Annotated in this window: 22 protein-coding genes, 1 tRNA gene and 1 other annotated feature; of the genes, 6 read left to right on the plus strand and 17 right to left on the minus strand. The window is 35.0% G+C overall.

Going from position 1 to position 23,345, the window contains the following annotated elements; all coding sequences use genetic code 11:
• Positions 1–26: 26 nt before the first annotated feature.
• From Bccel_RS17070 to Bccel_RS17090, 5 genes are all read right to left on the minus strand, one after another.
• Positions 27–392: a RidA family protein gene (locus tag Bccel_RS17070; protein ID WP_036938426.1), complete on the minus strand. Its 366-nt coding sequence runs from the start codon at positions 390–392 to the stop codon at positions 27–29.
• 66 nt (positions 393–458) lie between these two features.
• Positions 459–1,160: an alpha/beta hydrolase gene (locus Bccel_RS17075; protein WP_036938429.1), complete on the minus strand. Its 702-nt coding sequence runs from the start codon at positions 1,158–1,160 to the stop codon at positions 459–461.
• Between the two features lie 36 nt (positions 1,161–1,196).
• On the minus strand, positions 1,197–1,655 hold the full coding sequence (locus Bccel_RS17080; RefSeq protein ID WP_036938432.1) for a GNAT family N-acetyltransferase: 459 nt from the start codon (positions 1,653–1,655) through the stop codon (positions 1,197–1,199).
• A complete protein-coding gene (locus Bccel_RS17085) occupies positions 1,652–3,553 on the minus strand; it encodes a copper amine oxidase N-terminal domain-containing protein (protein ID WP_036938434.1) in 1,902 nt (633 codons plus the stop codon). Before Bccel_RS17085 ends, Bccel_RS17080 begins: the two co-directional genes overlap by 4 nt.
• Positions 3,554–3,569: 16 nt before the next feature.
• Positions 3,570–4,781: a DNA polymerase IV gene (locus tag Bccel_RS17090; protein WP_036938437.1), complete on the minus strand. Its 1,212-nt coding sequence runs from the start codon at positions 4,779–4,781 to the stop codon at positions 3,570–3,572.
• Between the two features lie 252 nt (positions 4,782–5,033).
• On the opposite strand from Bccel_RS17090, the gene Bccel_RS17095 reads away from it, so the two are divergent.
• Positions 5,034–6,605 (plus strand): bifunctional diguanylate cyclase/phosphohydrolase, encoded by a 1,572-nt coding sequence (locus Bccel_RS17095; protein ID WP_036938440.1) that lies wholly within the window; start codon positions 5,034–5,036, stop codon positions 6,603–6,605.
• Between the two features lie 95 nt (positions 6,606–6,700).
• Here the strand turns inward: Bccel_RS17095 and Bccel_RS17100 are convergent, their stop codons facing one another.
• The 6 genes from Bccel_RS17100 to Bccel_RS17125 form a co-directional block, all read right to left on the minus strand.
• Complete coding sequence (locus Bccel_RS17100; protein WP_050753580.1) at positions 6,701–9,127, minus strand: dockerin type I domain-containing protein; 2,427 nt, start codon at positions 9,125–9,127, stop codon at positions 6,701–6,703.
• 73 nt (positions 9,128–9,200) lie between these two features.
• A complete protein-coding gene (locus Bccel_RS17105; RefSeq protein ID WP_036938443.1) occupies positions 9,201–9,395 on the minus strand; it encodes a hypothetical protein in 195 nt (64 codons plus the stop codon).
• Positions 9,382–9,765, minus strand: a complete 384-nt coding sequence (locus Bccel_RS17110) for a dockerin type I domain-containing protein (protein ID WP_036938446.1) — start codon at positions 9,763–9,765, stop codon at positions 9,382–9,384. The genes Bccel_RS17105 and Bccel_RS17110 overlap by 14 nt, the downstream gene beginning before the upstream one ends.
• 277 nt (positions 9,766–10,042) lie before the next feature.
• Positions 10,043–10,333, minus strand: a complete 291-nt coding sequence (locus Bccel_RS17115) for a hypothetical protein (RefSeq protein ID WP_036938449.1) — start codon at positions 10,331–10,333, stop codon at positions 10,043–10,045.
• A 38-nt stretch (positions 10,334–10,371) separates the two neighbouring features.
• Positions 10,372–10,836 carry a flavodoxin family protein gene (locus Bccel_RS17120; protein WP_036938452.1) on the minus strand — a complete coding sequence of 155 codons (465 nt, stop codon included), beginning with the start codon at positions 10,834–10,836 and terminating at the stop codon, positions 10,372–10,374.
• Positions 10,837–10,884: 48 nt separating this feature from the next.
• Positions 10,885–11,097, minus strand: a complete 213-nt coding sequence (locus tag Bccel_RS17125; RefSeq protein WP_036938454.1) for a hypothetical protein — start codon at positions 11,095–11,097, stop codon at positions 10,885–10,887.
• 201 nt (positions 11,098–11,298) lie between these two features.
• Here Bccel_RS17125 and Bccel_RS17130 point away from each other — a divergent pair, with 201 nt between their 5' ends.
• A complete protein-coding gene (locus Bccel_RS17130; RefSeq protein WP_036938457.1) occupies positions 11,299–13,482 on the plus strand; it encodes a methyl-accepting chemotaxis protein in 2,184 nt (727 codons plus the stop codon).
• A 93-nt stretch (positions 13,483–13,575) separates the two neighbouring features.
• On the opposite strand, the gene Bccel_RS17135 is transcribed toward Bccel_RS17130, so the two are convergent.
• The 6 genes from Bccel_RS17135 to Bccel_RS17160 all read right to left on the minus strand — a co-directional run bounded on the left by Bccel_RS17135 (position 13,576) and on the right by Bccel_RS17160 (position 20,956).
• Positions 13,576–15,231 (minus strand): hypothetical protein, encoded by a 1,656-nt coding sequence (locus Bccel_RS17135; RefSeq protein ID WP_050753581.1) that lies wholly within the window; start codon positions 15,229–15,231, stop codon positions 13,576–13,578.
• Between the two features lie 158 nt (positions 15,232–15,389).
• Positions 15,390–16,754: a sensor histidine kinase gene (locus Bccel_RS17140; protein ID WP_036938460.1), complete on the minus strand. Its 1,365-nt coding sequence runs from the start codon at positions 16,752–16,754 to the stop codon at positions 15,390–15,392.
• The gene (locus Bccel_RS17145) at positions 16,751–17,437 is read right to left on the minus strand and encodes a response regulator transcription factor (protein ID WP_036938463.1); all 687 of its coding nucleotides are present in this window, start codon (positions 17,435–17,437) and stop codon (positions 16,751–16,753) included. The genes Bccel_RS17140 and Bccel_RS17145 overlap by 4 nt, the downstream gene beginning before the upstream one ends.
• Positions 17,438–17,527: 90 nt before the next feature.
• A complete protein-coding gene (gene argS / locus Bccel_RS17150; protein WP_036938466.1) occupies positions 17,528–19,225 on the minus strand; it encodes an arginine--tRNA ligase in 1,698 nt (565 codons plus the stop codon).
• Between the two features lie 78 nt (positions 19,226–19,303).
• Positions 19,304–19,529, minus strand: a binding site (T-box leader).
• A 345-nt stretch (positions 19,530–19,874) separates the two neighbouring features.
• Positions 19,875–20,390, minus strand: a complete 516-nt coding sequence (locus Bccel_RS17155; protein ID WP_036938469.1) for a DinB family protein — start codon at positions 20,388–20,390, stop codon at positions 19,875–19,877.
• Positions 20,391–20,416: 26 nt separating this feature from the next.
• The gene (locus Bccel_RS17160) at positions 20,417–20,956 is read right to left on the minus strand and encodes a signal peptidase II (protein ID WP_036938472.1); all 540 of its coding nucleotides are present in this window, start codon (positions 20,954–20,956) and stop codon (positions 20,417–20,419) included.
• Positions 20,957–21,317: 361 nt separating this feature from the next.
• On the opposite strand from Bccel_RS17160, the gene Bccel_RS17165 reads away from it, so the two are divergent.
• From Bccel_RS17165 to Bccel_RS17180, 4 genes are all read left to right on the plus strand, one after another.
• The gene (locus tag Bccel_RS17165) at positions 21,318–22,208 is read left to right on the plus strand and encodes an SPFH domain-containing protein (protein ID WP_036938474.1); all 891 of its coding nucleotides are present in this window, start codon (positions 21,318–21,320) and stop codon (positions 22,206–22,208) included.
• A 14-nt stretch (positions 22,209–22,222) separates the two neighbouring features.
• The gene (locus Bccel_RS17170) at positions 22,223–22,411 is read left to right on the plus strand and encodes a type II toxin-antitoxin system antitoxin (protein WP_036938477.1); all 189 of its coding nucleotides are present in this window, start codon (positions 22,223–22,225) and stop codon (positions 22,409–22,411) included.
• A 68-nt stretch (positions 22,412–22,479) separates the two neighbouring features.
• Positions 22,480–23,130, plus strand: coding sequence for a GOLPH3/VPS74 family protein (locus Bccel_RS17175; RefSeq protein ID WP_036938480.1), 651 nt, complete (start codon positions 22,480–22,482; stop codon positions 23,128–23,130).
• A 78-nt stretch (positions 23,131–23,208) separates the two neighbouring features.
• A tRNA-Leu gene (locus Bccel_RS17180) sits at positions 23,209–23,295 on the plus strand.
• Positions 23,296–23,345 lie beyond the last annotated feature (50 nt).

A 23,345-nucleotide genomic window follows, 5' to 3' on the forward strand; every position in this document is an offset into this window, starting at 1 on the left:
TAAAACCTCCTTAAGAATATAATTTTCTATCCTTTAAATGCAATAGCATCAAGTTGAAAGTGAAGCCCATCTTGTCCGCCATGATGAGCAAATTCCGTTTGTATTGATTTTCGGGCAGGATACTTTCCATTAAATCTTTCTTTGATTACCTTTTCCATCACAGGTATATTCCAAACATCTCTAAACAAGCAATCAAGCTTTACGACTGATTCTAAAGTTAAACCTATTGACTCCAATCGATTACTTAAATGGTCAAACGCACCATTAATTTGATTTTCTATAGACTGACCTATGTTGCCTACACAATAGCTTAAGAAGACAAAATCCCCAGCCTCCACAATTCCAGAATGTGCCCATTCCTCATTTACATCACTTCTTATAATTTCTCTCATGCAATCTCCTCCCTTATATATACAAGATATAAATGCTACCAAGTAATGCTGTTTAATCCATTAGAACTATATATTATCTTTCAACCATTGCCTGAAATAGAGCAGTTGTTCGTCAGTATGGAAATAATGTTCTCCCTGTTCCAATACATTCAACTTACAATTATAACGTTTTACAAACTCATAAATCACATTAACCTCCGTAAGATTGTCATCTGAACCATAAAGAATAGCAGTCGGTTTGTCCCAATTTTCTATCGGGTGGGATTTTACATAACAATAATAATCCCAATAGAGAGTTTGCCCAATCGGTGTTTCAATTTCTTCTTCCGCTTTAAGCTTTTCCTCACTTACATTAAACCATGTCATCATATTGTTTATAATGCGTTCCATATTTAATATTGGTGAAAGAAATAGACAGTGTTCTAGAGGCAAATCTCTGTAAGCAAGTAAACTGAAATATGCACCCATACTGCAAGCAAATAAGCTTATATTACTTGAAATAGTTTGTGCATAAATCATAATTGCAGTAAGATCGCTAACACAATTTTGAACCTTACATTTATAGTCTTCATCTTTACGATCTCCATGTTCAGGTAAATCGAAGCTAAGTACCTGATACCCTTTGTCAACTGCTTCTTGTGCAAAAATTACAATTGCATCATCATCCTTGCTGGACATATTTCCATGAATAGCTATAAATAGTCTTTCTGATGCCTCTCCCCACAGAATTGCAGGAATACCTTCGATCGTTAAGCTAATTTTTATCATCATTATTTCCCTTTCGTGTGTTTACATATCTTCGAATTAATTCTTGTTTATTTTTTCATATGTTCTTAAAGTTATTTTTTCTGATTGCTGCGTATCCTTAACCTTAACAAAACCCATCTTTTCATAAAAACAGCAATTCCTATAATTTTGAGCAGGTGTTTCTAATCCCCAGATTTTTGCCTCTGGATGTTTCTCTTCTATAAACTTTAACACTTCTGTACCAATTCCAAAATTCTGAAATTCAGGTATTATCTCAAGACAACCAATCCAAAAGTAATTCTCACGTATATCTATAGAAATGTCCCCAATAATTTTTCCATCAACTGAAATTTTGTAGATAACAAACTTTTGAATTTTCTTTTTCATCTCATCAATCGAAATATTATAACCAGGACACTCCCCAAAATCTAAAAAATCTTCGTAAAAACTTTTATTCCTGACTTTTATAATTTCAATAGCATCATCTTCGGATGCCCTTTCGATTATTATATTCATAATTCGCTTCCCATTCCCAATTCATAGGCTCCTGCATCTTTTTTCCCATCCCTTACTGCACCCCTTTGGTCAACTACTGGAGAATTATTTACTCCAATATTTGCAGCAGGACTACCCTTCCCTAGAGCCATTGTTTTTGTATAGCCTCCATTATCCGCAAGGTTAAGAAGCCTAGGGTCCTTAATTAGCGAAGCTGCTGCAGACTTTTCATCTTTTACTTTTTTACCGTATGTTATAGCAGGGCTAAGATATTCAATATTTCCTCCTCCATCAGAAAGCTGCATATTTGTATTATAAACAGCCCATTCTCTTTCAGAACGGTTATTTGAGAGAATACAATTGGTCAATTTCACCTTACTTCCATCAGTCGTCTGTATACCTCCACCATGAAACCATGCATAATTGTTAGCTATAGTTGAATTGGTAATTTTACACATAACGGCTGATACGGCTATAGCACCACCCATGCCTAAGTTGGGGCTTGATAGGGTATTTTTATGAAATGTTGAGTTTATAATGTCCAAGTTTCCTGTAAATGATAAAAACCATAATCCTCCTCCCTGCTTACAGCAGCGATTTTGGTCAAAGGTACATGAATCTACTTTAAGGTTACCTTCCTGGGCATATATGGCACCGCCTTGCCCTTCATTAATATTTACTATCTCATTAAATTCAAAAGTGGAATTTGCTATGGAAGCCGTACTTTTTTTATGATATCCTTCATCACCAGGTTTATGAAACACATAAAATATTGCCCCACCCAGTCTGTTGCTGGTATTACCGGTAAAATTAGATCCTGCAACGTCAAAGAAAGCAGTTTTCCCGTTTTGGTCAAGGCCATCAATGGATATGGCTCCGCCATTTCCATGTTGACTTCCTATAACCCCTGTGGCTTTATTTGCGATAAAATCACAATTTATAACTTTAAAGCTACTGCCAAGTCCTCCTACTGCACCACCATTCGAAGCTCTATTCCCTATAAAAACACAATTTGAAAAATATCCGTTTGGAACAGAAAACAGATATACTGCCCCGCCCCGGATATCACCCAGATTACTGCTGCTTGCACATTCATTATTTATAAAGTTTACATTAACCGCCTTGAATTTCCCCTCACTTGTATTACCTTTTTTACCGGTCATCATGACAGCCGCACCGCATTGATCACTGAAATGGCCGTTTTTCACGGTATTTTTCCCATCCTTTATTGTTATGTTCTGTATTGTAAAATCAACTGCAAAAACTTTGAATACCTGGCACTTGCCTTTGCCTCCTATGGCATACCCTGCTCCGTCAATAATCGTCGGGTTCCTTACCTCAAGAGTACTGTTTACATCTATATTGTTATTAAGCTTTATTTTCCCTTTTGAATTCAGTGCTTTTCTTAGCCCCGCTTCTGTTGAAACTATGTAATCGGGCTTTGTTACATCATCTTGAGCGATATCAACCTTTGGTCGAGGTTTTATCTTTATAATCTCAATAAGCTTCTCAGCCTGATTCCATATGACCCGTCCATTTATAGCCTCAATAACAGGCCTTATTGGAAGATAAGTTCTTCCATACTTTATCAAAGCTGTTGTATCGGTCGTAATTCTTACACCATTCTTTAAAATATATGTTTTTCCAATTGGAACCTCAACCTTGATATAACCTTTTTGTGCTGTTGCAGTATTGTTTGACCATGAAACCGATGCTCCGAACTTTTCTAAGACTATTCTAAAGGGTACCTGGGTTCTCTGTGCTGAGTCGATAAACGGATACCCCATATCTTCATTAAACTCAATAAACTCGTTATCTACCTTAACTCTTATTTCATTATTACCGGAATAAACACTGCTTGGAAGAACCATGGATACAATAGTTATCACAATTAACAGTATCAATAATTTTTTAAACAATATCAATCTCCTCCAATTAAAGATCTCTTTTCTTCTTGCTATTAATAAGTGCTGCACGTCCAATCTTAGCAAAACCATGCCTGTTTCTTATGGCATCCAATGTCCTGTCAATATTTTCATGTTTCGTGTGTTTATCGTCTTTTTTAATATCTTCAACCACATCGAATATTGACAGCTGCCCTTCAGTACAATCCTTTTCAAAACCCGAAAGGCTAATTCCCAAAAGTCTTACAGGGTGAAATTTGTTCCAGTTGTGCTCTAACAAATTGCAGCCTGCTAGATAGATATCTTTGGTAACACATGTCTTATGAACATTTGTCTGTCTTGTAATGGACTCAAAGTCGGAATACTTTATTGTAATCTGAACCGTATTGCCGCATTTACCAAATCTTCTAGCCGTCATACCAATATCTTCAGCAAGCTCCATCAATATAGTTTTTGCTTTTTCAATATCTGTTATATCTTCAGGAAGCGTTGTTGACCTCCCTATGGATTTCATATCCCCCTCTGTATGAGGTTGTACTGGTGAGGTGTCCTGTCCATTTGCACGATCATGTAGTTCATTGCCATACTTGCCAAATTTCTTAACAAGTATACTCTTATCATACTTTGCAAGTTGTCCAATGGTTTGAATGCCCAGCATATAAAGCTTTTCAGCTGTTTTAACTCCAATACCGTACATTGATTTGATAGAAAGCGGCCACAGCTTATGAGGAACATCCTGCTGCCATAGCTCTGTTATTCCAAGAGGCTTCTTCATTTCCGAAGCCATTTTGGCAAGAAACTTATTTTCTGCAATACCAATGGAACACCATAGTCCCAACGTATTTTTAATTTCATTCATAATTTGGTTTGCAGCCTCAAAAGGCTTTCCAAATAACATCTCTGTGCCAGTCATATCAAGGTAGGCCTCGTCAATGCTATTTTGTTCAACCATTGGCGTATACCCCGAAAGCAAGTCCATTACCTGCTTTGATTTACTTTCATAATAATTGTGATCCGGTGGTACCAGAACTAAATTGGGACAAAGCCTTAAGGCATCTTTAATCACCATGGCTGTTTTAACTCCATAAGCCCTTGCTTCATAGTTTGCTGCCAAGATAATCCCTGCACGTTTCTTGGGATCACCGGCAACAGCAGATGGCTTACCTGCAAGGGATGGATTTCTAATCATTTCACAACTTATAAAAAATGCATTCATATCTACTAAAAACACCACTTTTTGCATTTTAATCCATCCCCCTTGTAATATAATTGACATATTAATAGAAATGTTATAAAATTATACTATGTGTATTACTTTTCTAAGTTTTTCCTATCTACAAATTCAATTATAGGCAATTCATTTATATTTAAATAATAACTATTTATAACAACTTAACAGTATTTTATCATAAGTTCGGTTACCATAATAGCCCTGCAGTTTATTCTCTTGTTTATTGAGCAATTTAATTTTATTTAATATAAAAGATATTATTATATGAAAGGTTTGGTTTACATGTCTTACTTAAAGGAATATATTGCAAATTTCAAGAAGCACTACCTTACCACCAAGCTAAAGCGGGTTGAATTTATATGTTGTTTGGGACTTAATTTCACTTTGACAATCACACAACCCCTCAGTTCAGATGAAACTAGAGCCTATGTAGGGCAATTTCAGGGTTTTATAGCAGTTTATTTGGCTTTTCGTTTTGGAATTGTTGGAATGCTCATATCACTGGCCTTTAGTATCAAAGACATGTTTTTTATAACAATGGGATACATAGAGACCAAAAACTATGCCTATTTAGTTGGCTTGATATTTACATTTATGACACTTGGTTGGGTACTGATTGTAGGCATAATTTCAGTCAGGCAGGAAAAGCATCGAAGAGAAATGCAAAGGCTGGCAATTACTGATGAGTTAACCGATCTTTTTAACCAGAGATATTTTCACACAACCCTTGAAAATGAAATTAAAAACTCTTCTAAATGTGGAACTTCAATTGGCTTAATCCTTATAGATATTGATAACTTTAGAATGTATAACGATTTATATGGTCACAGCTATGGAGATACTATATTAACAACCACTGCCTCCATATTAAAAAAGATTGTAAATAAAGATGACACTGTTTACAGATTTGGAGGAGATGAATTTGCAATTTTAATGTTGGATAAAAATTTGGAAACCCTCGAAAAAGAAGCTAAACACTTATATGATGAGTATGAGAAATTAAAAAATGAGTATTACAATGACAGTTTAGTAAGTAAAATTACATTTTCGATTGGTTTGTCCGAATACCCAAGCATTTCAAGCAGCAAGGAAGAACTGATTTCCCATGCCAACATGGCCCTTTACCAGTCAAAGAATATGGGAGACGATAAGGTTCATTTCTATCAGGATATTATGCTTCAGATTCATAAAAGTATGAAGTCCGATGAGGAAATGGTTGGAGTATTTAAGGGTTTACTAAGTACCATTATTGCCAAAGACAAATATACCTTCGGACATTGTGAAAGAGTTTCCTCATATGCTGTAATGATAGCAGAGGCAATGGGTTTGGAGCTTGATGAAATACAGACCATATTATACGCAGGCCTTTTACATGATATTGGAAAAATTGAATTACCTAAGTCTATCTTAAACAAACTTGGCCGTTTGACCAGCGATGAATTTGAATTAATTCGTCAACACCCTGTTAATAGTGCAAATATATTAGAGCCTTTATCCGGTATAAATAACTTAATAGATTATGTAATTCATCATCATGAAAGGTATGACGGAAAGGGTTATCCCGATGGCATTGCCGGAGAAGATATCAGTTTAGGTGCAAGAATACTGTGTGTAGCAGATTCTTTTGATGCAATGATATCTGACCGCCCATACCGTAAAAGCATGTCTATTGAAGAAGCATTTCAAGAGCTTGAAAAATGTTCCGGATCTCAATTTGATCCTAAAATAGCAAGCTTGTTTGTTAAAATCATGAGAAATAAAATGTCTGTTAAGTACAACTATAAGGTTGATACAAACACTGCTTTACAAAAACAACCTGCCTTGCAGAAAGTTTAATCAATTTGTACTTTTAAAAAAGAGGATGCCGTTATTTTAGGACATCCTCTTTTTTATTCAAATAATAATACTAATGTGAATAATCTTTATGACTATCATCTGGTTAATAATTCCGGATTATCCACCCAAATCATCAAATAAGGATTCGCTGCATTTTTCTCCTTTAGTATCACCATATAAGGTCTGTCAAAAATCAGCTGCTTTGGCTCATATATAGAAGAAGGCAGCATTATGGTTGCCTCCGAAGCCAATACAGCTCCATTTTCATCCAGCTTGAATCTAGTTCTCTGATATGCCTTCTGGATAAAATAGCCTAAGAAATTTGAGTTTAATAAAGACCTTCCCTCCAGCTCAGTATAATTATGACCGATATTAAAATCCATAACAGGCACTACTAAAGTATCTCTGGTATCAAAGCCAACAGATACATTGCTGTTAATTCTTTTCATGATGGAGGAATAAGTATTATATAAACTTTCTTGGGGATCAACCTTGGCAAGTATTATTTCATCTTTATCATTCTCTGGAATTAGCTTTACAATAAAGTCATTTTTGCTTTTATAATCATAAATCCTGACCTGTTTCTTTAGATCTTCTGATTTTTTTGACACGGAATTTATACCGAAAGCTTTTACTCTTCCTGACAAACTGCCTGATGTAAAGCTGATTGGTGTACTCATGCTTTCAAATGCTTTAGCAAAGCTTAAATTCTTACCAAGGAAAGCATATGCAATAATGTCACTAGGTCCAATTTTTTCATTTACCTGTGGTGCTGAATCCTTGAATTTGCTTTTTAATTCGGCATTTATTTTATCAATAGTTTCCTGTCCATAACCCGCCAAAGCTACGTAGCTTTCAGGTGATAAGGAACCTACCATTGGGAATCCTGTATTTAGTCTATCTGCTAAAGGTGGATTACCCTGCAATTTTATATCTTCACCGATCACTTTTTTTAGTTCATCCCATGCCATCTGCAATGTGGGGCAAAATACAATATTCTTTCCAGGTACAATCTTCTGCTGAGAATCAGTGCTTATAAGTGTTGATTTAAGTGTATTTGAATTCACAAGCAGAGGCTCTTTTGGAGTTACAGTTGGTGAAACACAAGAAGTAGGTGTGGATGTAGCAGCCTCTGCTTTTGTTATTTTGATAATATACTTTTCATTTACTCCATAGGAAGGATCAAATACTATTGTTGCTGTCCCTTCATTAACTGCCTTGAACTTCCATCTCGATTTGGTAAAAGCATCCGGATTAGCTATTTCTTCAGTTATTTTTGATACAAATTCAACATTGTTTTTACCGCTGCTTATGGTATATTCCCATTTCAAACCTCCAATACCACCTACGTTTAATGTAATGTAAATATCATCATTAACCTTAACATTTACATAGTTTAAATGCATAACAGAAGGTTCGGGGTATTTGTCTGAGTTGATATTAAAATATTTAGATACTCTAATTACATCGGACATGTTAATTGTTTTATCATTGTTCAAATCCGCTGAAGCATTAAATGCAGCATCATTAATTGTAGTATTAAATACCTTTGCTATTGCTACTATATCGCCCATATTGATAGTATCATCAGCATTAATATCTCCAGGATACATAAACACAGGCTGCTCACTCGATCCAACTTCTGTATCTTTAATAAGAGTTATATATTCTACTTTATGAGATAAATAACCAGGTTTAGTAACTCTAATGCTATACCCTGTCTTATCACTTCTTTCAGGCAGGTTTTCAAACTCAAAGTAACCTGCCGGATTAGCCAATACCGATCTTTCCAAACCAGGCACTTCAACCTTAAACCCAGAATAGTAGTTTATATCAGAACTTCCGGGTTCCGGCCTTACATAACCGCACAATTTGAATTTCCTGGTTTCAGTTGGTGTAATAATTGGTGTAGCAGTTGGTGTTGGCGTTACTGTAGGCGTTATGGTAGATATGGGAAGTGTAAATTGACCCTTACCAAGCAATCCATAGTTAGCAATGGTATATGTATCTAAAAAAATTCCATCCCCTGTAGAAGGCTTTCTCTCAACTGTTTTGGTCCATTTATCTCCTACTTTTACAGTTATCCACTCACCATTCACATAATAGTGAACATTCATGTCCTGATCAAAATAATATAAACTCTCATAAGCAAAGGTATTGTATGCTGTAAGTCTGGTACCTGCTCCTCCACCGGCAGTTCCTCCAATACTCCTTCCCGAGCCTATAACCACACTTGTCTCAGGTCCATAACCTTTAACTTCAATATAGCTGGTTAACCTTTTTTGTTCAGCCGAATATGAATATGTCGGGAAATCAATCATCATTTGAGGTCCAACATCGCCTATTCCTTCAGTATGAGTATGAGTATCTACAAAGATGAACTGATCCTTGCTTATAGATGGGTATCCTAGTCTAGGTGTTGGAGTAGCTTCTTCTGCTAATACAAGTAACGGTACACAAAGCATCACCAATGCTGTCAATATCAGAACAATACTCTTATTTAGTTTTGCTGCTGTTCTCATAATATTCCCCCCTTAATTCGTAAATTAAAACATGTTTGTAACTTTTAGCCACACAAGTCAATAATGTTTTACACTATATAATTAAATTATATATAATACAACAATAATTGGCAAGAAAAAAGTTCATAAGACTTGTCAAATTTCGTACGGCTGCAAAATTCCATGTGTTAATAATATATAAATAAGCCTGGTCATCACTATCTAAATCCCCATCATCATCCATATCCAAATCATTCATCGTTAGATCGCCAACTCTAATAATATCCATCCTTATTTAAATCTCCTTTTATTTTTCCAGAAGGTTTAGGTGTTGGCTCCAATGTGCTTTTTACTTCCTCCCTGGTTTCTACCGGAAACTTATTTATCATGCCAAGAAGATGTTGTTTCATATAAGCATAGTCGTCAGAATCAAGTCGACTATTTCCATCTACATCAGCTGTTACAGGTGCTAATTCAAATGCTATCATTCCAAGTAAAAATTGTCTTAATAAAGCATAATCATCTGAATCAAAATCATTGTCTTTGTCAAAATCTCCATAAACCGCTTCAGAAGCTTTAACTTTCAAAATTGATAAACTGCCCAAGCTAAATGCAATAGTTGATAGTATAAGCAAAATAATTAGCCTTTCAAGCTTCATAATACGTTCCTCCTTTTTGATAATTCATATTCGTTAATAATGCTTTACAAAACATATTCTAACTATATATATTCTCTTCTATATTTTCAACCACAATGTAAAAATCACCATAATCTCAACATAATCTACATAAACATGGAAAACTAAAAAACGAACTGCTTCATACAGTTCGCCTTTTTAATGCAAAAATTTATTTGTCATGTTGATGTTAATTTATTTAACTTTCTATCTATATTAAAAATGAAGATTATTAGCTTCTAATATAGTTAAAACATTTCTATTTTTCATTAATGTTAAGATAACATTCAACGCAAAAAACCTGGCCTTCACCGCTATCCTTTGAAACCTGGGTCAATTCTTTATTGCATTTGCTGCAATAAATTCTATTAGGTTCTGAAGGCTCTTCGTCGGATATATAATTAGAGCATGCCAAATCACATCCATCCGCTTCACAATTTAAGCAAGCATCATCTGGAACTCCAAACTCGCATTCATATTCTAAAATGGCACCACTCTCATTTATTATGCCTTTTAAGTTTGCACAGCTGCTGCAAATACATTCTTTCATGTCATATCCCCTTCTAAATACAGAATATAATAAGAATATCATACTTCACCGAGTTTTTGAACCACCTCTTCAATCCTTGCTTCACGCTGTTTGTGAGACCAGTTTACAATACCAGTTTCATAAATACTGCCGCCTTTGGATTGGCAAGCTTTTTTCATCTGGCTTATTGCATTATTTCCGCCCATAAACCTAAATCGCAGCTGCTGTGTAACAAAGCACCCTATCTTTTTGCCTTGCATTGATGGTAACTGTGACAGATAAAGCTTCATAACAGGCGAGAGTGAGAATGCCCATACAGGAGCACCGAATATAAGTAAATCATATTTACTTGTATCAGGTATGTCCTTTAATTGAACATTTCGTGCCTCCTTCGGGTCACCATTAACTGCTGTCACCTGTTCTAAATTGACTGAATGTCCTGCTGCAGCAAGTCTGTCTTTAATCTTCTGTGCAACAGAAAGTGTATTTCCCGAGTGAGAGTGTATAATAATTCCTATTTTCATAATAACTACCTTCCTTTTATTGTAAAAGTCATATTCAATCATTATAGATTACCGAATTGTAAAGTTATATATCAGTTCGGTATCTATATAATCATACGTAAGATCTTTTATATAGTCTGATACTTTACTAAAAGTTGTCATTTCAGGCATGAGCTTTGTATCATAGCTGGTAATCGGTGTATTATTATTGCATCCGAACACAGAAAATACCAGATAATTTTTACACAAATCATAGTTTTTCTTTGATTCTATAAATTCCATTAATATAAAATCTCTAGAATATTGTTGAATCGAGAAAAAATACTATTTTCTACTCTAAAAAATGACGATAACTTATATTGTATAGCATTTCCAATTAGTTTACAGGATAACAATTTGAGTAAGCCTTATTTACATTTATTATTTAGCAATAACATTCTTTATAGTAATATTCTTTAATTGTCATAAGGAGGAAAGTGCTTTATGAAAAACACTTTAAATAAACCTTTTTCATTCATATATGCCCTACTTACAAAATTCAAATCCATCAGTTTTTCAGATAAGATATCAGAATTACTTTACAGCATTGCTAAATTATTCAGGTATGCAAAAATCAAGCTGAGACTTTTGCTTTTTTTTGTACTATTGTCAAGCGTACCTTTGTTTATTCTCGGTTCTTTCAGTTATAAGGAATCGAGTTCAGCTCTTGAGACAAAAATCCAGTCCTTCTCAAGTGAAATAACTGGACAGTCAGCTAAGATCATAAGAAATTCTATGAATTCAGTTGAAGCAAATTTTAGTGAAATCCAAAATAATAGGGATACTCAGCTATTAATAAACAAATTCGACCAGAATACCGCATCACAGCAGGATTTAATCGACTCACTATATTTTTCTTTAAGCAGCATGTTCTCGTCCAATTCAATCGAAGGCTGTATGGGCTTTTCCATGATACATAAAGGCACTACAGTTCTGAATAATCTTGGAGCCCAATCAACTGATTTTGCAAATATGGAAAAAGAATTGATGCGGATTGCTGAAAATGGCAAGGGAAAACCTACATGGCTATGTATAAAAGGTGCAAACAGCAATGAAGTTTATCTTTCATCAGTGGTTCAAATAATTAACCTCAACACAGGAGATCCACTTGTTACTATGGCTGCATTTTTCGATAAAAGTTTTTTGAATAATATCCTTAAAGATGTTAACATTGACGGATCTACTGACTTCGTTATTGTCGATTCAAACAGTACCATTATTTCATCCAAAAATCTTGAGAGATTTCCAATAAACTCCAAATATCCAAACAAAAACATAGTTGATCAAATTCCATTGGAAACTAAAAAACTTGAATCTGCATCAGTTAATAAAAAAGTGGCTAGTAAATTAATTAAGGCGACTTTTCAATCATCAATAAACGGTATCAGTTATATGGTTTGTTTCTCGCATGTAAATTACACCAATTGGGATATCATATGTACAATCCCCATGGATTACCTTAAATCCGATTCCAGGCATATAAGAGATACAATGATTATGGTTGGAATTATTATATTCCTCCTTGCTGCAATAATAGCACTATTTATTTCAATCAGTATCTCGGTACCTTTAAGCAGATTGGAATCCCTAATGAAGGAAGCAAGTAACGGGAACCTGAATATAAGCATTAAAGACAAATATAGCGATGAAATATCCAGCCTTGTAAAAAACTTTGATGACATGGCACTAAATATAAAAAACCTTGTTTCCAAAGTAAATGTCTCATCCCAAAATGTACTGGAAAGCTCGGAAAAAGTTAACTGTCTGTCAACGGTTTTCCATACAACCGCCGAGCAGGTTGCCGAGAGCATGCATCAAATTGCATTAGGTACATCAGAACAAGCGGAAAACAACTGCAAATCCCTTGAATTTGTTAAAATACTCTCCAACGACATAAACAAGGTAGGAGATGAAGTCAAGATTGTTTCGGAAATTATCCATGATACCAAATCACTTAGTGAAAATGCTCTATCTGTACTAAAATCACTCAATGTAAAATCCATGCAGACCAGTTCGGCAACCAATGATATAGTAGACAATATAAATACTCTTAACACTAATATAAAAGAGATACAAAAAATAGTCAAATTTATAAGCAATATATCGGAACAAACCAACTTACTTTCGTTAAACGCAGCAATAGAAGCAGCTCGAGCCGGAGAGGCAGGAAGAGGATTCGCAGTCGTAGCTGAGCAAGTAAGAAAACTTGCCGATCAAACAAAAGAAGCTTTAACTACAATAAGCGATGTGATCAAAAATATTCAAGAAAAAGCCACTTTCACCGTTATTTCAGCAAGCAACACTCAAGAAATAATTAAACAGCAGATGAATGCTGTAAGTGAAACTGATAATTCATTTAAGGATATTTTTAAATCTTTGGAAAATATCAGCAATTACATGGTAAGCTTCGAATCGTCTGTAAGCAATATTCTGGAATCTGGAAACAAGACACTTGAAGCTATAAACAATATTTCTTCTTTTTCAGAAGAAACTGCAGCCACTGTGCAAGAGGTATCAGCTACTACACAGAACCAATTGGACAGTGCTGAAGAAGTTGACGATCAGGCAAAGCTCTTAACCGAACTTGCACAAGAACTTAACAAATCAATTACTATTTTTAAAGTGTAATATTTTAAATCTCGTTAGTCCAATATTGGGTTCGAAAAGGGCTGAACCTCATACATTACTTATGAGTCAGCCCTTAACTATTCTATAGTTTAATTAAATTTGATTATTTCTATACTTTTCAACCAAATCTGTAAGCTTATAATTGCTTTTTTCCACAACATCCATGAAGCCTTTTATTATTTCCGTAAAGCTGTTACCTTGATTTTTATTAATGAATTCCTTATATTGTGTCCTTGTATTTTCAGGCATAAGCTTTGTATCATAGCTGAAAAGCGGTGTATTATTGCATCCGAACAGGGAAAATATCAGATATTTTTTATACAATTCCTTAACATCATTCTGCTTTAAAGAATCCTTAAACCTATTGATGAATTCCTCTTGTATTTGTGCCCTTTGAAGAACTTCATCAAAACCTATTACAAGTGCTGCATCCTTTGCAGGAACTTTGTTTGATTCTTTCGCCATGATATCAACATATTCTTTCAAATCGAGGGTCAGATATGGTTTGTATTTTTTATAAAATTCATAATTTATAATTGGGAAAAACATTCCTTCAGCGGTCTCAACGCGATATCCTGCAGCTTTAGTTTCGTCCAACAACTTTTTTAAATCAGTATCTTTAATACCATAAATACTATTAATATCAAAGTCCTTACTATATTCTTTAATGAATTTTTCCTGTATGCCGCCTTTATAATACTTCTCTTCTAACTTAGAGAGATAAGTTCTCTGAGCCTTTTCAAATTCAACCACCATTGATACAGCATCTGAAGTGGAGGCAAACTCAATATTGCTGTCTAAAAATTTTGCAACTTCAGTTATTTGAGGTGATCTTGACATAAGAGCCTTAAAGCCACTGATTATTTTATTTTTATCCGGCTCATTCTTTCGTGTATCTGCTGCTGATTTATTAATACTCATCAGTATATTTTGCTCATAACCATTGGTGGTATATTCAAACTCTATTTTATCTCCTGTTTTTAAAGCCAGTTTGTCAAAAGCCGGTCTTACTTTATCTGAAAATCTGAAAGCTGCAGCTTCTGCTTCCCCTGAAGACTTAATTAGCTTGACTTCAATGCTGTTTCCGTCTATAAGCCCGGTATAAATCCCCATGCCTTTTTGAATATCACCATCTTTAACCGAACTCTTTGGTGTATTAGCCGGATCACTTGTCCCGGTAGTCTTTGTATTACTGCCAGCTTTTGACCCCGATATGAAATAGTTCTGTGCTTTTTGCTTTACTATCTCCTCCAATTCTGCCGAATTGGTTCTTGTCAGTATTTTTTCATGGTATTCCTTCGGAAACATCTCTTTGATAGAGGATGCATACTGTTCCCCATCCTTTGGTGCTTTATATTCCAAAACAGTATATTTGTTATCTCTATCCGCATTCATAACCAATACAAGAGGTATGCTGAGCCCTGCCCCGTTTTCCAGCTTGCCGTCAGTGTATTTATATTCCTGCTGCACACTCCAGATGTAAGCATATGTTTTATCATCCTTTTTTTCAACCCCATAAAGCTCATGAGCTTCAAAAACAACGCCGCCTATGGCCTTAAAATCAAATTTCTGCTCAAGGTATTTACTGATTACATCATCAATAGTATTTTGCTTATCAGATTGCTTCAGGTTTTTATCTTCCACAACAGCCACTTTATCAACTTCCATTTGCGGCACTGACGTGATATTGCCACAGGCAGTACTTAAAAGAAAAACTGTTGAAACTAGAATTAATGTTTTTTTATTCATAACCATTCCCCTTTTCACTGTAGAATATAATTAATTTCGTTTCTACCGATTCTATATTAAAAGTGATAATTATATTGCATTTGTCTTCCGCTAACTGCCTGGCTTATTAACACTTTTAATATATTTACATTCTAGCAGTGAGTTTTCTCCAAACAGTTTCAAGGTTGTAACGAAATTGTAACGATTGTTCCTTCCCCTTCAGCACTATCAATATCAAGCTTCCCGTCGTGTGCCTCAATGATTTCCATGCATATCGATAGCCCCAGTCCATTTCCCCCGAGCTTCCTGCTTCTTGATTTATCAACCCGGTAGAACGGCTCTGTAATACTTTTTATATCAGCCTTAGGTATTCCTATTCCGTCATCCATTATCTTAATATAAATATCCTGCTCCTTCCAAAGCTTTATCTCAATAAGAGACCCTTCGGAATATTTAATTGCGTTGTCTATAATATTCATTACCACCTGCTTTATCTTTTCTTCGTCCACGCTGGCTTTAACATCCTCAAGCTGACAACTTATTGTCATTCCAAACTTTCCAGCTCTGTCCTTCATAAGATCCACAGCTTTTATAATAATATTCTTTATGTCCGTCTCCTTCTTCGAGATGGAAAACTCGTATTGGTTGAGCTGCGACAATTCAAGAAGGTTATTTACCATATTTAGAAGTCTCTTGCTTTCATCAACTATATAGGTATAGTATTTTTTGCGTTGATCCTCTTGGTTTATCCTGCCTGAAAGGTCTGCATATCCAATGATATTTGTAAGAGGAGTTCTTATTTCATGGGTTACACTGTCAATAAACTTTTTCTGCTTTTGCTGTTCGTCAGTTAGCTTGTCTATCATAACCTTTATGTTTTTGCCCATATCATTAAAAGAATGGGCCAGTTTTTCAATTTCATCCCCTGTGCTTACCCCGCTTATCTCATTAAAATTGCCTTTTGAATATTCCTTTGTGGTAAAGGTAAGCTTCTCCAAAGGTTTGATCATTCTGTAAGAGAAAAGATAACTTAAAAGAAGCGATACAAAAAGTGCAAAAACAAGTAGAATGACCAAGGTTATCTGCAGATTTCTTTTCATATTGTCGGCTTGATAAAGTGAATACTCCAGGCTTACCGTACCTATTACAGAGCCTCTCACTATAATAGGAAAAGCCATAAGCAGCTTTCTATTAGGGCCTTCGGTATTTATAAAATATACCTTCTTGCCTGAAAGAGCACTCTTTTCCATTTCATTGACTGATGCTTTTTTATTGTCTGAAATCTCCACATCACAACCGGACTGAAGTTTTAGTTTTTCTTCAAGTGAATTAACATTAAGTTCCAATGAAACCTCAGGTTTTTCACTGATTTTAAGGTATTCAGAAAGATACTGCTCTGTAAAATTACTTTGGCTTAAAACGTACTGATAAGAGGTGTATAGATTAAAGTTATCAATTGTCCTTATAATTATGATTCCACTTATAAGCAATATTGCTACAATAATAAACATGTTCATTGAGATAACCTTAAGTCTCAGTTTCATTTTGTTGGCTCCTTATACCGATATCCGATTCCAAAAACAGTTTCAATACAGCTGCTATATTTTCCAAGCTTCTTCCGGAGCCTCTGTATATGAATATCTACAGTCCTGGAATCACCAAGATAATCATAACCCCACACCATGTCAAGAAGCTGTTCCCTTGTAAAAACCCTCTGGACATTGCCTGTAAAAAGCATAAGAAGATCAAATTCTGTGGGGGTCAGATCCAGTTCCTTTCCATTTGCCAGGGCTATTCTGGTTTGCTCATTAAGACAGATTACTTTGCTGTCAGGAGTTTGTTCATAATCTGTATGCTTTATGGATATTTTCTCAAAACGCCTTATAACAGCTTTGATTCTTGCAATAAGTTCCCTGCTGTCAAAGGGCTTTATTATATAGTCATCCGCACCCATCTCAAGCCCTACAAGCTTATCGGATATATCACTTTTAGCAGTCAGCATAATAACTGCAGTTCCCGTTCCTTGAAGTCGCTTGCACACATGAAAGCCATCAAGCTTCGGCATCATCACATCTAACACAACCAAATCCGGCTTGTAATCGCTGCAAATTTCAAGGGCTGAGGCCCCATCATGACATACCTTTGTATCAAAGCCCTCAAGCTTTAAATTCTGCTCAATCAGATTTGCTATTAAATCATCGTCATCTACTACCAATATTTTATGCACCTTTAAGTCCTCCAGGCCATAATAGTTTTTATAGAAATAATTATAACATACCTTTATCAAGCTACAAGCTCTATGCTGACTTGCCTAAACTTACATCTTTTCCGGACATTCAATTCCTAAAAGTCCCATACCTGTTGAAATGACTATCTTAACAGCTTTGCACAACTCAATTCTTGAGTCCCTCAATTTACCTTCACTGCTTAAAACATGATTCTCATGATAAAACTTATTAAAGCTTTGAACGAGATCTATTAAATATTTCGAAATATCTGACGGCTCGTATTCCTCTGCAGCATCAATAATTACCTGGGGAAATAATGCTAAAGTTTTTATTACTTCATACGATTTATCATCAGTCAATAATTCATATTCTATATCCAGTTCTTTGCTAAAATCAGTCTTTTCCAGCACACTGCATATCCTTGCATGGGTGTATTGTATATAACATGATGTTTCACCTTCGAAGTTTAACACTTTATCCCATACAAAAACCGAGTCCTTCATTCTTTTATTCTTTAATGCACTGAATTTTACAGCACCTATTCCTACGATTTTAGCAACCACTTCTTTTCCTTCAAGCTTCGGATTCTTTTCCTCTATCTTTTCCATGGCTTTTGAAACCGATTCATTCAACACATCATCAAGATAAACCACAGTGCCTTTTCTTGTCCCCATTGCACCGGTTTCAAGGCTTATCATTCCGTTTGCAACATGTACAAGGTTATTAGCCCATTCATATCCCATTAAATCTACAACCTTGAATATTTGTCGAAAGTGCAAATTCTGCTGTGTTGCAACACAATAAAGCACCTTGTGAAAATCATATTTTTCCTTGCGGTATAATATGGCTGCAAGATCACGGGTTGCATATAATGTCGCCCCATCGCTTCTAAGAATCAAGCATGGCGGCATGTCAAACTGGGTTAAATCAACAATCTGTGCTCCCTGGCTCTCCTGAAGAAGCTTCTTATTCCTTAACTCCTCAATTACAGGCTCCATTTTGTCAGTAAAAAAGCTTTCCCCGTCCCATGAATCAAACTCAACATTCAAAACCTTAAGAACCCTTTTAAACTCCGCAATACTTACTTCCCTGAACCATTTCCATAATTGTACATATTCAGAGTCTCCATTTTCAATAGCTTTAAAAGCCGCTCTGCCTTCATCATTTAGACTTTCATCATCTTCTGCTTCATCATGAAATCGAACATATATTTTAACCAGCTCTTTAATCGGGTTTTTCTCAATTTCTTCCTTATTGCCCCACTTTTTATATGCTACTATAAGCTTGCCGAACTGTGTACCCCAATCTCCGATATGGTTAATTCCTACACATTCGTAGCCTAAAAACTTGTATATCCTATTTAATGAATCCCCTATTACAGTTGTAGGCAAATGACCTATATGAAAAGGCTTTGCAATGTTTGTAGCACAGTAATCAATTAGCACAGTCTTTCCATTACCTATATCCGATCGTCCATAGCCAGCTCCCTCTTTCGCAATGCCTTTCAACACCGCAGAAGCAAAATTCCCTTTGTTAACAAAAAAGTTTACATACCCTCCAGCACTAATAATCTTGTCAATAATTAGAGGCTTTTCAAGCTTTTCTGCCATTTCAGCTGCAATTATATTAGGAGCCTTTCTAAACGCCTTTGAAAGCTGAAAACATGGGAAAGCATAGTCGCCCAAATCAGAGTTTGGCGGTATTTCAATCAATCTTTCTATTTCTGCTATATCTAATTCAACTTGTTTTGAAATGGTATTTGCAATCTCTTTTTTTAAACTTTTCACAGTTAGCACACTCCTTATCTACTTAACAACATGGTATATGTCAATTTATCCTATAAAATCAAAAAAACTCCAATCTCATAAAGAGACGGAGCTGCCGTGGTACCACTCTAATTGGTGTTTGCATAAACCTTATTGATAAAACACCCACTCAAAAACCCTTATCGCAGGAATACGTTCCCCCTACTGCTATTTCAGGGAAAATCTCACTGGCTCTTTTGATATTTGTGTTGTTGTCAGGCTTGCACCACTCCCCAACTCGCTGTAACCATTGACAAATACTACTTCTCCAGATCATCGAATTGCAATATAAACTTTGGTTTTCTTTATTATATTAAGTTTACATGAAATTATCAACGCTTTTTTGTTTTTTATTTTGTATGCATTTGGTAAACTATGAACTGAGCATCAGATTTGAACCATTATGACTAACAAACAGAAATAAATATAGAACAATTTTCCTTAACTAATTACTCCCCTGATATGAAATAATATTTAAAATTTAATAAATATCTGATTAAAATATCTAATTAAATTATGTCATACATATAGCACTTTGTCAACCATAAATTACACAAAAAAAGAGCTACAAGTATAGTTTCAATAATTTATAACCGCCTTATTTGCAGCAGCTTACTTTTACTATATGGCTTTATTCATAATGTGGAGCTATACTTGAGAAGTTATTCTCAATTCCCATTTCATCAAGGATTTGAGATATTTGTCCTCTATGGTGTGTCCCGTGATTGGAATACTGCATAATAAATACCCCCAGTGAAAACTCAAGCTTAACCTGAGGAAGATTAAAATAGATAGTCTTTTTCAAATCCTCATCACTTAGAGATTCAACCATTTCAACAAATGCACCGTCAAGAACTTCCAATGCAGCTCGGAGCTCAACAAAGTCGATAGTATCGTCCTTCCCCGGTTCGATTTTCAAATCCAAATATTTGTGATTTAATCCATTAATTTCAGGACATGACTCTTTAATTATCTTCTGAAAAAACAATGCTCCTCCTACAATATGCTCAAAAATTCCCTGAAGGCTTTTGAAATGGGACTTTCTATCCTGAGTCCTATCTTCCTCACTAAGTCCTGTAAGGAGTTTTATTACCTGCCTGTCTGCACTTTGGTTATACTTCATAAGATGTATAAGATATTCCTTCATAATGTTGCCTCCTTTAATATCTATATTTAATAATGCTTTTTGTTCAGTAGACAATCTAAAAAATCTTTTAATAAAACCTTTTCATCAATTTGCTTTAACTGTTCATTTTTTGTAAACAGCAACAATATCATAAGTCCAATAAAAACATCTATATATAAATCTTTCAAGTCAAATGTAAAAAATCCTTTTAACATTATGTAATCCAAGCTTCCATCCCAAAAAACCTTGTCAATTAACGAACACATAGCACCGGAAAATAAAAAAGCAAACATTATATTAACAATTTTAATACTACCTATTCTTTTAGTTAGAAACCTGTAAAACACTATTACAAGTATGCTCAAAATTACAACAACAGCTATATGTAATCCTTTGCCGGCATTAAGCTTCAACATTGAATTAAACCAAGAATAATGCCTGTTGAACATTGGCTCAAAATACAGTATAGGAGGTAAAATCGCAAACCTTTTATCAAAAAAATTATTATATATAATTATCTTTATAGTCTGTTCTATTGCTATTAATAAAAACACACTAACCCATGTTGCCTTTATTTTGGCCTTCATATTTATACACCGCCAAATTAATAATGTATGCATTTATTACTTACTAATTTACTAATTCAATTTAATTCTCTCTACAAACTTAATGGTATATTATGTAAAAGCATAAGTCAAGTACAGAATCCGATTGGTTATTAAATATGTAGGGATTTTTCCAACCTTCTTCCAAACAATGTAGAAAAAACAGGATAAATGAACCTTGATAGAACTACTTGAATGGAAACTTATAATTTAAACCCAAATACCATTTTTTTAAGAAAAATAGCCTAAAAATATATTTGATCTTTAATATAAAAATGTTATAATTATAGTATAAGAGTGATATCAAAATAATATCATAAATAAATCAAAAGGGGCGAGGAAAATGAAAGAAAAAAACAGAGAGGTTATATCAGGTCTATTAATGTTTCTCGTAGACATCTTAATGCTTTTAGCATCTATCGGTGGTGTAGTTTGGGGAATTATAAAGACCAACACAGAACCATCACCACTATCAATAGCATCAATAATCGGAGGTGCTGTGCTTTTTGTAGTATGGTGTATATTCACAGGCGGATTTTTTACACTTCAACCAAACGAGGCTGCTGTACTAATATTGTTCGGTGAATACAAAGGTACCGTTAGAAAACCCGGGTGGCACTTTGCAAACCCGTTTTACACTAAAAAGAAAATTTCCCTTCGTTCAAGGAACTTAAATGGCGACAAGCTAAAGGTAAATGACGAGGCAGGTAACCCAATAGAAATTGCTGCTGTTATAGTATGGAGAGTTGAAAACACTTTTGAGGCAGTATTTGATGTAGAAAACTATATTGATTATGTTAAAGTACAGAGTGAATCTGCAATCAGGCATATAGCAGGAATGTATCCCTATGACATAACCGATCAAACTCACAACATCTCATTAAGAGGCAGTGCTGATGAAGTTTCAGAAGCCTTGAAAAAGGAACTTCAAGAAAGACTTGGTAAAGCCGGTGTTATTGTTGAAGAAGCAAGACTCAGTCACTTGGCTTACTCACCGGAAATCGCTGCTGCAATGTTACAGCGTCAACAGGCATCTGCTATAATTGCTGCCAGACAGAAAATTGTTGAGGGTGCTGTAGGAATGGTTAGAATGGCCCTTGATAAACTTAATGAAGATGGAATAGTTGAGCTTGACGAAGAAAGAAAGGCAGCTATGGTAAGCAATCTATTAGTAGTGCTGTGTGGTGAACGTTCAACCCAACCGGTAATTAATACAGGAACACTTCATAATTAAGGTTGTGATTAAAAATGGCAGAGAAAAAAACTGTACTATTAAGGCTAAACCCAAAAACTTGGGAAGAATTAAGCAGGTGGGCCGAGGAAGAATTCAGGTCAATTAATGGCCAGATAGAGTTTATCCTGCATGAATCAATCCAAAAGAGGCGGAAATCAAAACCCGCCTCTTTAGAGGATGATAACAAAAATGACAAAATCTAAAGTGAAGCAATAAATAATTTCAAGTTAATTGTTTCAAACTATACCATGCTTTGACAGGGAGTGGTTTTATGCCAAATATGGCGGAAAAACTAATATTATTATCGCTGCAAAATGAAAGCGGCAAGACCTTTTCAAGAGCTACCTATTTGAAAAGGTACGGGCTTTCGTCAGCACTGCTATATGAACTAATTAGCAGAAAAAAAATTGAAGTTCAGGGTAAAAAGCTATTTATTATTGATGAATCTTCTACAGGAGATCCTATACTAGATAGAGCATTTGAAGAAATAAAAAATGCAAAGACACTAAACAAATGGATATATAGCTTTGTAAGATTTAAAGCCAGCATAAGAAAAGAGATTCTTTATAATTTTATAGATAATGGAATTGTAAGAGAAGACGAAAAAAGATTTCTTGGCTTTATTCCGTTGAAGAGATATCCAGTAATCAACGATAAAGATAAAAGGATTGCAGAGCAGCAAGTTAGAGATGTACTGCTTGATGGAAAAAATGAAGAAATCTCTTTAATTTTTATGTCCAGCATAATTGTTGCCTGCAAGGCCCAAAGCTTGATACTTACAAAGGCAGAAATAAAGACAATTTCAGACAAGTTGAAACTTATCGCCAAGGGTAAGTACTATACTACAAACGATGACCTATTACCAAACACAATAAAGGCCATACACTCAGCAATAGCTGCAGAATCATCTGCAGGAACATAATTTTTCAAAAAAGGTATTGCTTTTTTTTTCACCAGATGGTATACTATCTTAGCAAAGTTAAGTTTGCTAAGTAAATATGCCGAAGTGGTGAAATTGGCAGACGCACTGGACTCAAAATCCAGCGTACGTGAGTACATGCCGGTTCGAGTCCGGCCTTCGGCACCAAACTTCTTAAGAACCTTGTAACTACACAGTTACAGGGTTTTTTACTTTTA

The organism is Pseudobacteroides cellulosolvens ATCC 35603 = DSM 2933, from assembly GCF_001262605.1.
In the GTDB taxonomy this organism is placed as follows: Bacteria; Bacillota; Clostridia; order Acetivibrionales; family DSM-2933; genus Pseudobacteroides; species Pseudobacteroides cellulosolvens.

What these genes read in the sequence shown, in the direction of transcription:
- Bccel_RS17115 (WP_036938449.1), bottom strand. Translation starts at nt 10,333, where the DNA reads ATGAAAGAATGTATTTGCAGCAGCTGTGCAAACTTAAAAGGCATAATA.
- Bccel_RS17105 (WP_036938443.1), bottom strand. Translation starts at nt 9,395, where the DNA reads ATGGATATTATTAGAGTTGGCGATCTAACGATGAATGATTTGGATATG.
- Bccel_RS17140 (WP_036938460.1), bottom strand. Translation starts at nt 16,754, where the DNA reads ATGAAACTGAGACTTAAGGTTATCTCAATGAACATGTTTATTATTGTA.
- Bccel_RS17080 (WP_036938432.1), bottom strand. Translation starts at nt 1,655, where the DNA reads ATGAATATAATAATCGAAAGGGCATCCGAAGATGATGCTATTGAAATT.
- Bccel_RS17125 (WP_036938454.1), bottom strand. Translation starts at nt 11,097, where the DNA reads ATGGAATTTATAGAATCAAAGAAAAACTATGATTTGTGTAAAAATTAT.
- Bccel_RS17135 (WP_050753581.1), bottom strand. Translation starts at nt 15,231, where the DNA reads ATGAATAAAAAAACATTAATTCTAGTTTCAACAGTTTTTCTTTTAAGT.
- Bccel_RS17155 (WP_036938469.1), bottom strand. Translation starts at nt 20,390, where the DNA reads ATGAAGGAATATCTTATACATCTTATGAAGTATAACCAAAGTGCAGAC.
- Bccel_RS17070 (WP_036938426.1), bottom strand. Translation starts at nt 392, where the DNA reads ATGAGAGAAATTATAAGAAGTGATGTAAATGAGGAATGGGCACATTCT.
- Bccel_RS17110 (WP_036938446.1), bottom strand. Translation starts at nt 9,765, where the DNA reads ATGAAGCTTGAAAGGCTAATTATTTTGCTTATACTATCAACTATTGCA.
- Bccel_RS17090 (WP_036938437.1), bottom strand. Translation starts at nt 4,781, where the DNA reads ATGCAAAAAGTGGTGTTTTTAGTAGATATGAATGCATTTTTTATAAGT.
- Bccel_RS17170 (WP_036938477.1), top strand. Translation starts at nt 22,223, where the DNA reads ATGGCAGAGAAAAAAACTGTACTATTAAGGCTAAACCCAAAAACTTGG.
- Bccel_RS17100 (WP_050753580.1), bottom strand. Translation starts at nt 9,127, where the DNA reads ATGAGAACAGCAGCAAAACTAAATAAGAGTATTGTTCTGATATTGACA.
- Bccel_RS17095 (WP_036938440.1), top strand. Translation starts at nt 5,034, where the DNA reads ATGAAAGGTTTGGTTTACATGTCTTACTTAAAGGAATATATTGCAAAT.
- Bccel_RS17175 (WP_036938480.1), top strand. Translation starts at nt 22,480, where the DNA reads ATGCCAAATATGGCGGAAAAACTAATATTATTATCGCTGCAAAATGAA.
- Bccel_RS17075 (WP_036938429.1), bottom strand. Translation starts at nt 1,160, where the DNA reads ATGATAAAAATTAGCTTAACGATCGAAGGTATTCCTGCAATTCTGTGG.
- Bccel_RS17165 (WP_036938474.1), top strand. Translation starts at nt 21,318, where the DNA reads ATGAAAGAAAAAAACAGAGAGGTTATATCAGGTCTATTAATGTTTCTC.
- Bccel_RS17120 (WP_036938452.1), bottom strand. Translation starts at nt 10,836, where the DNA reads ATGAAAATAGGAATTATTATACACTCTCACTCGGGAAATACACTTTCT.
- Bccel_RS17130 (WP_036938457.1), top strand. Translation starts at nt 11,299, where the DNA reads ATGAAAAACACTTTAAATAAACCTTTTTCATTCATATATGCCCTACTT.
- Bccel_RS17160 (WP_036938472.1), bottom strand. Translation starts at nt 20,956, where the DNA reads ATGAAGGCCAAAATAAAGGCAACATGGGTTAGTGTGTTTTTATTAATA.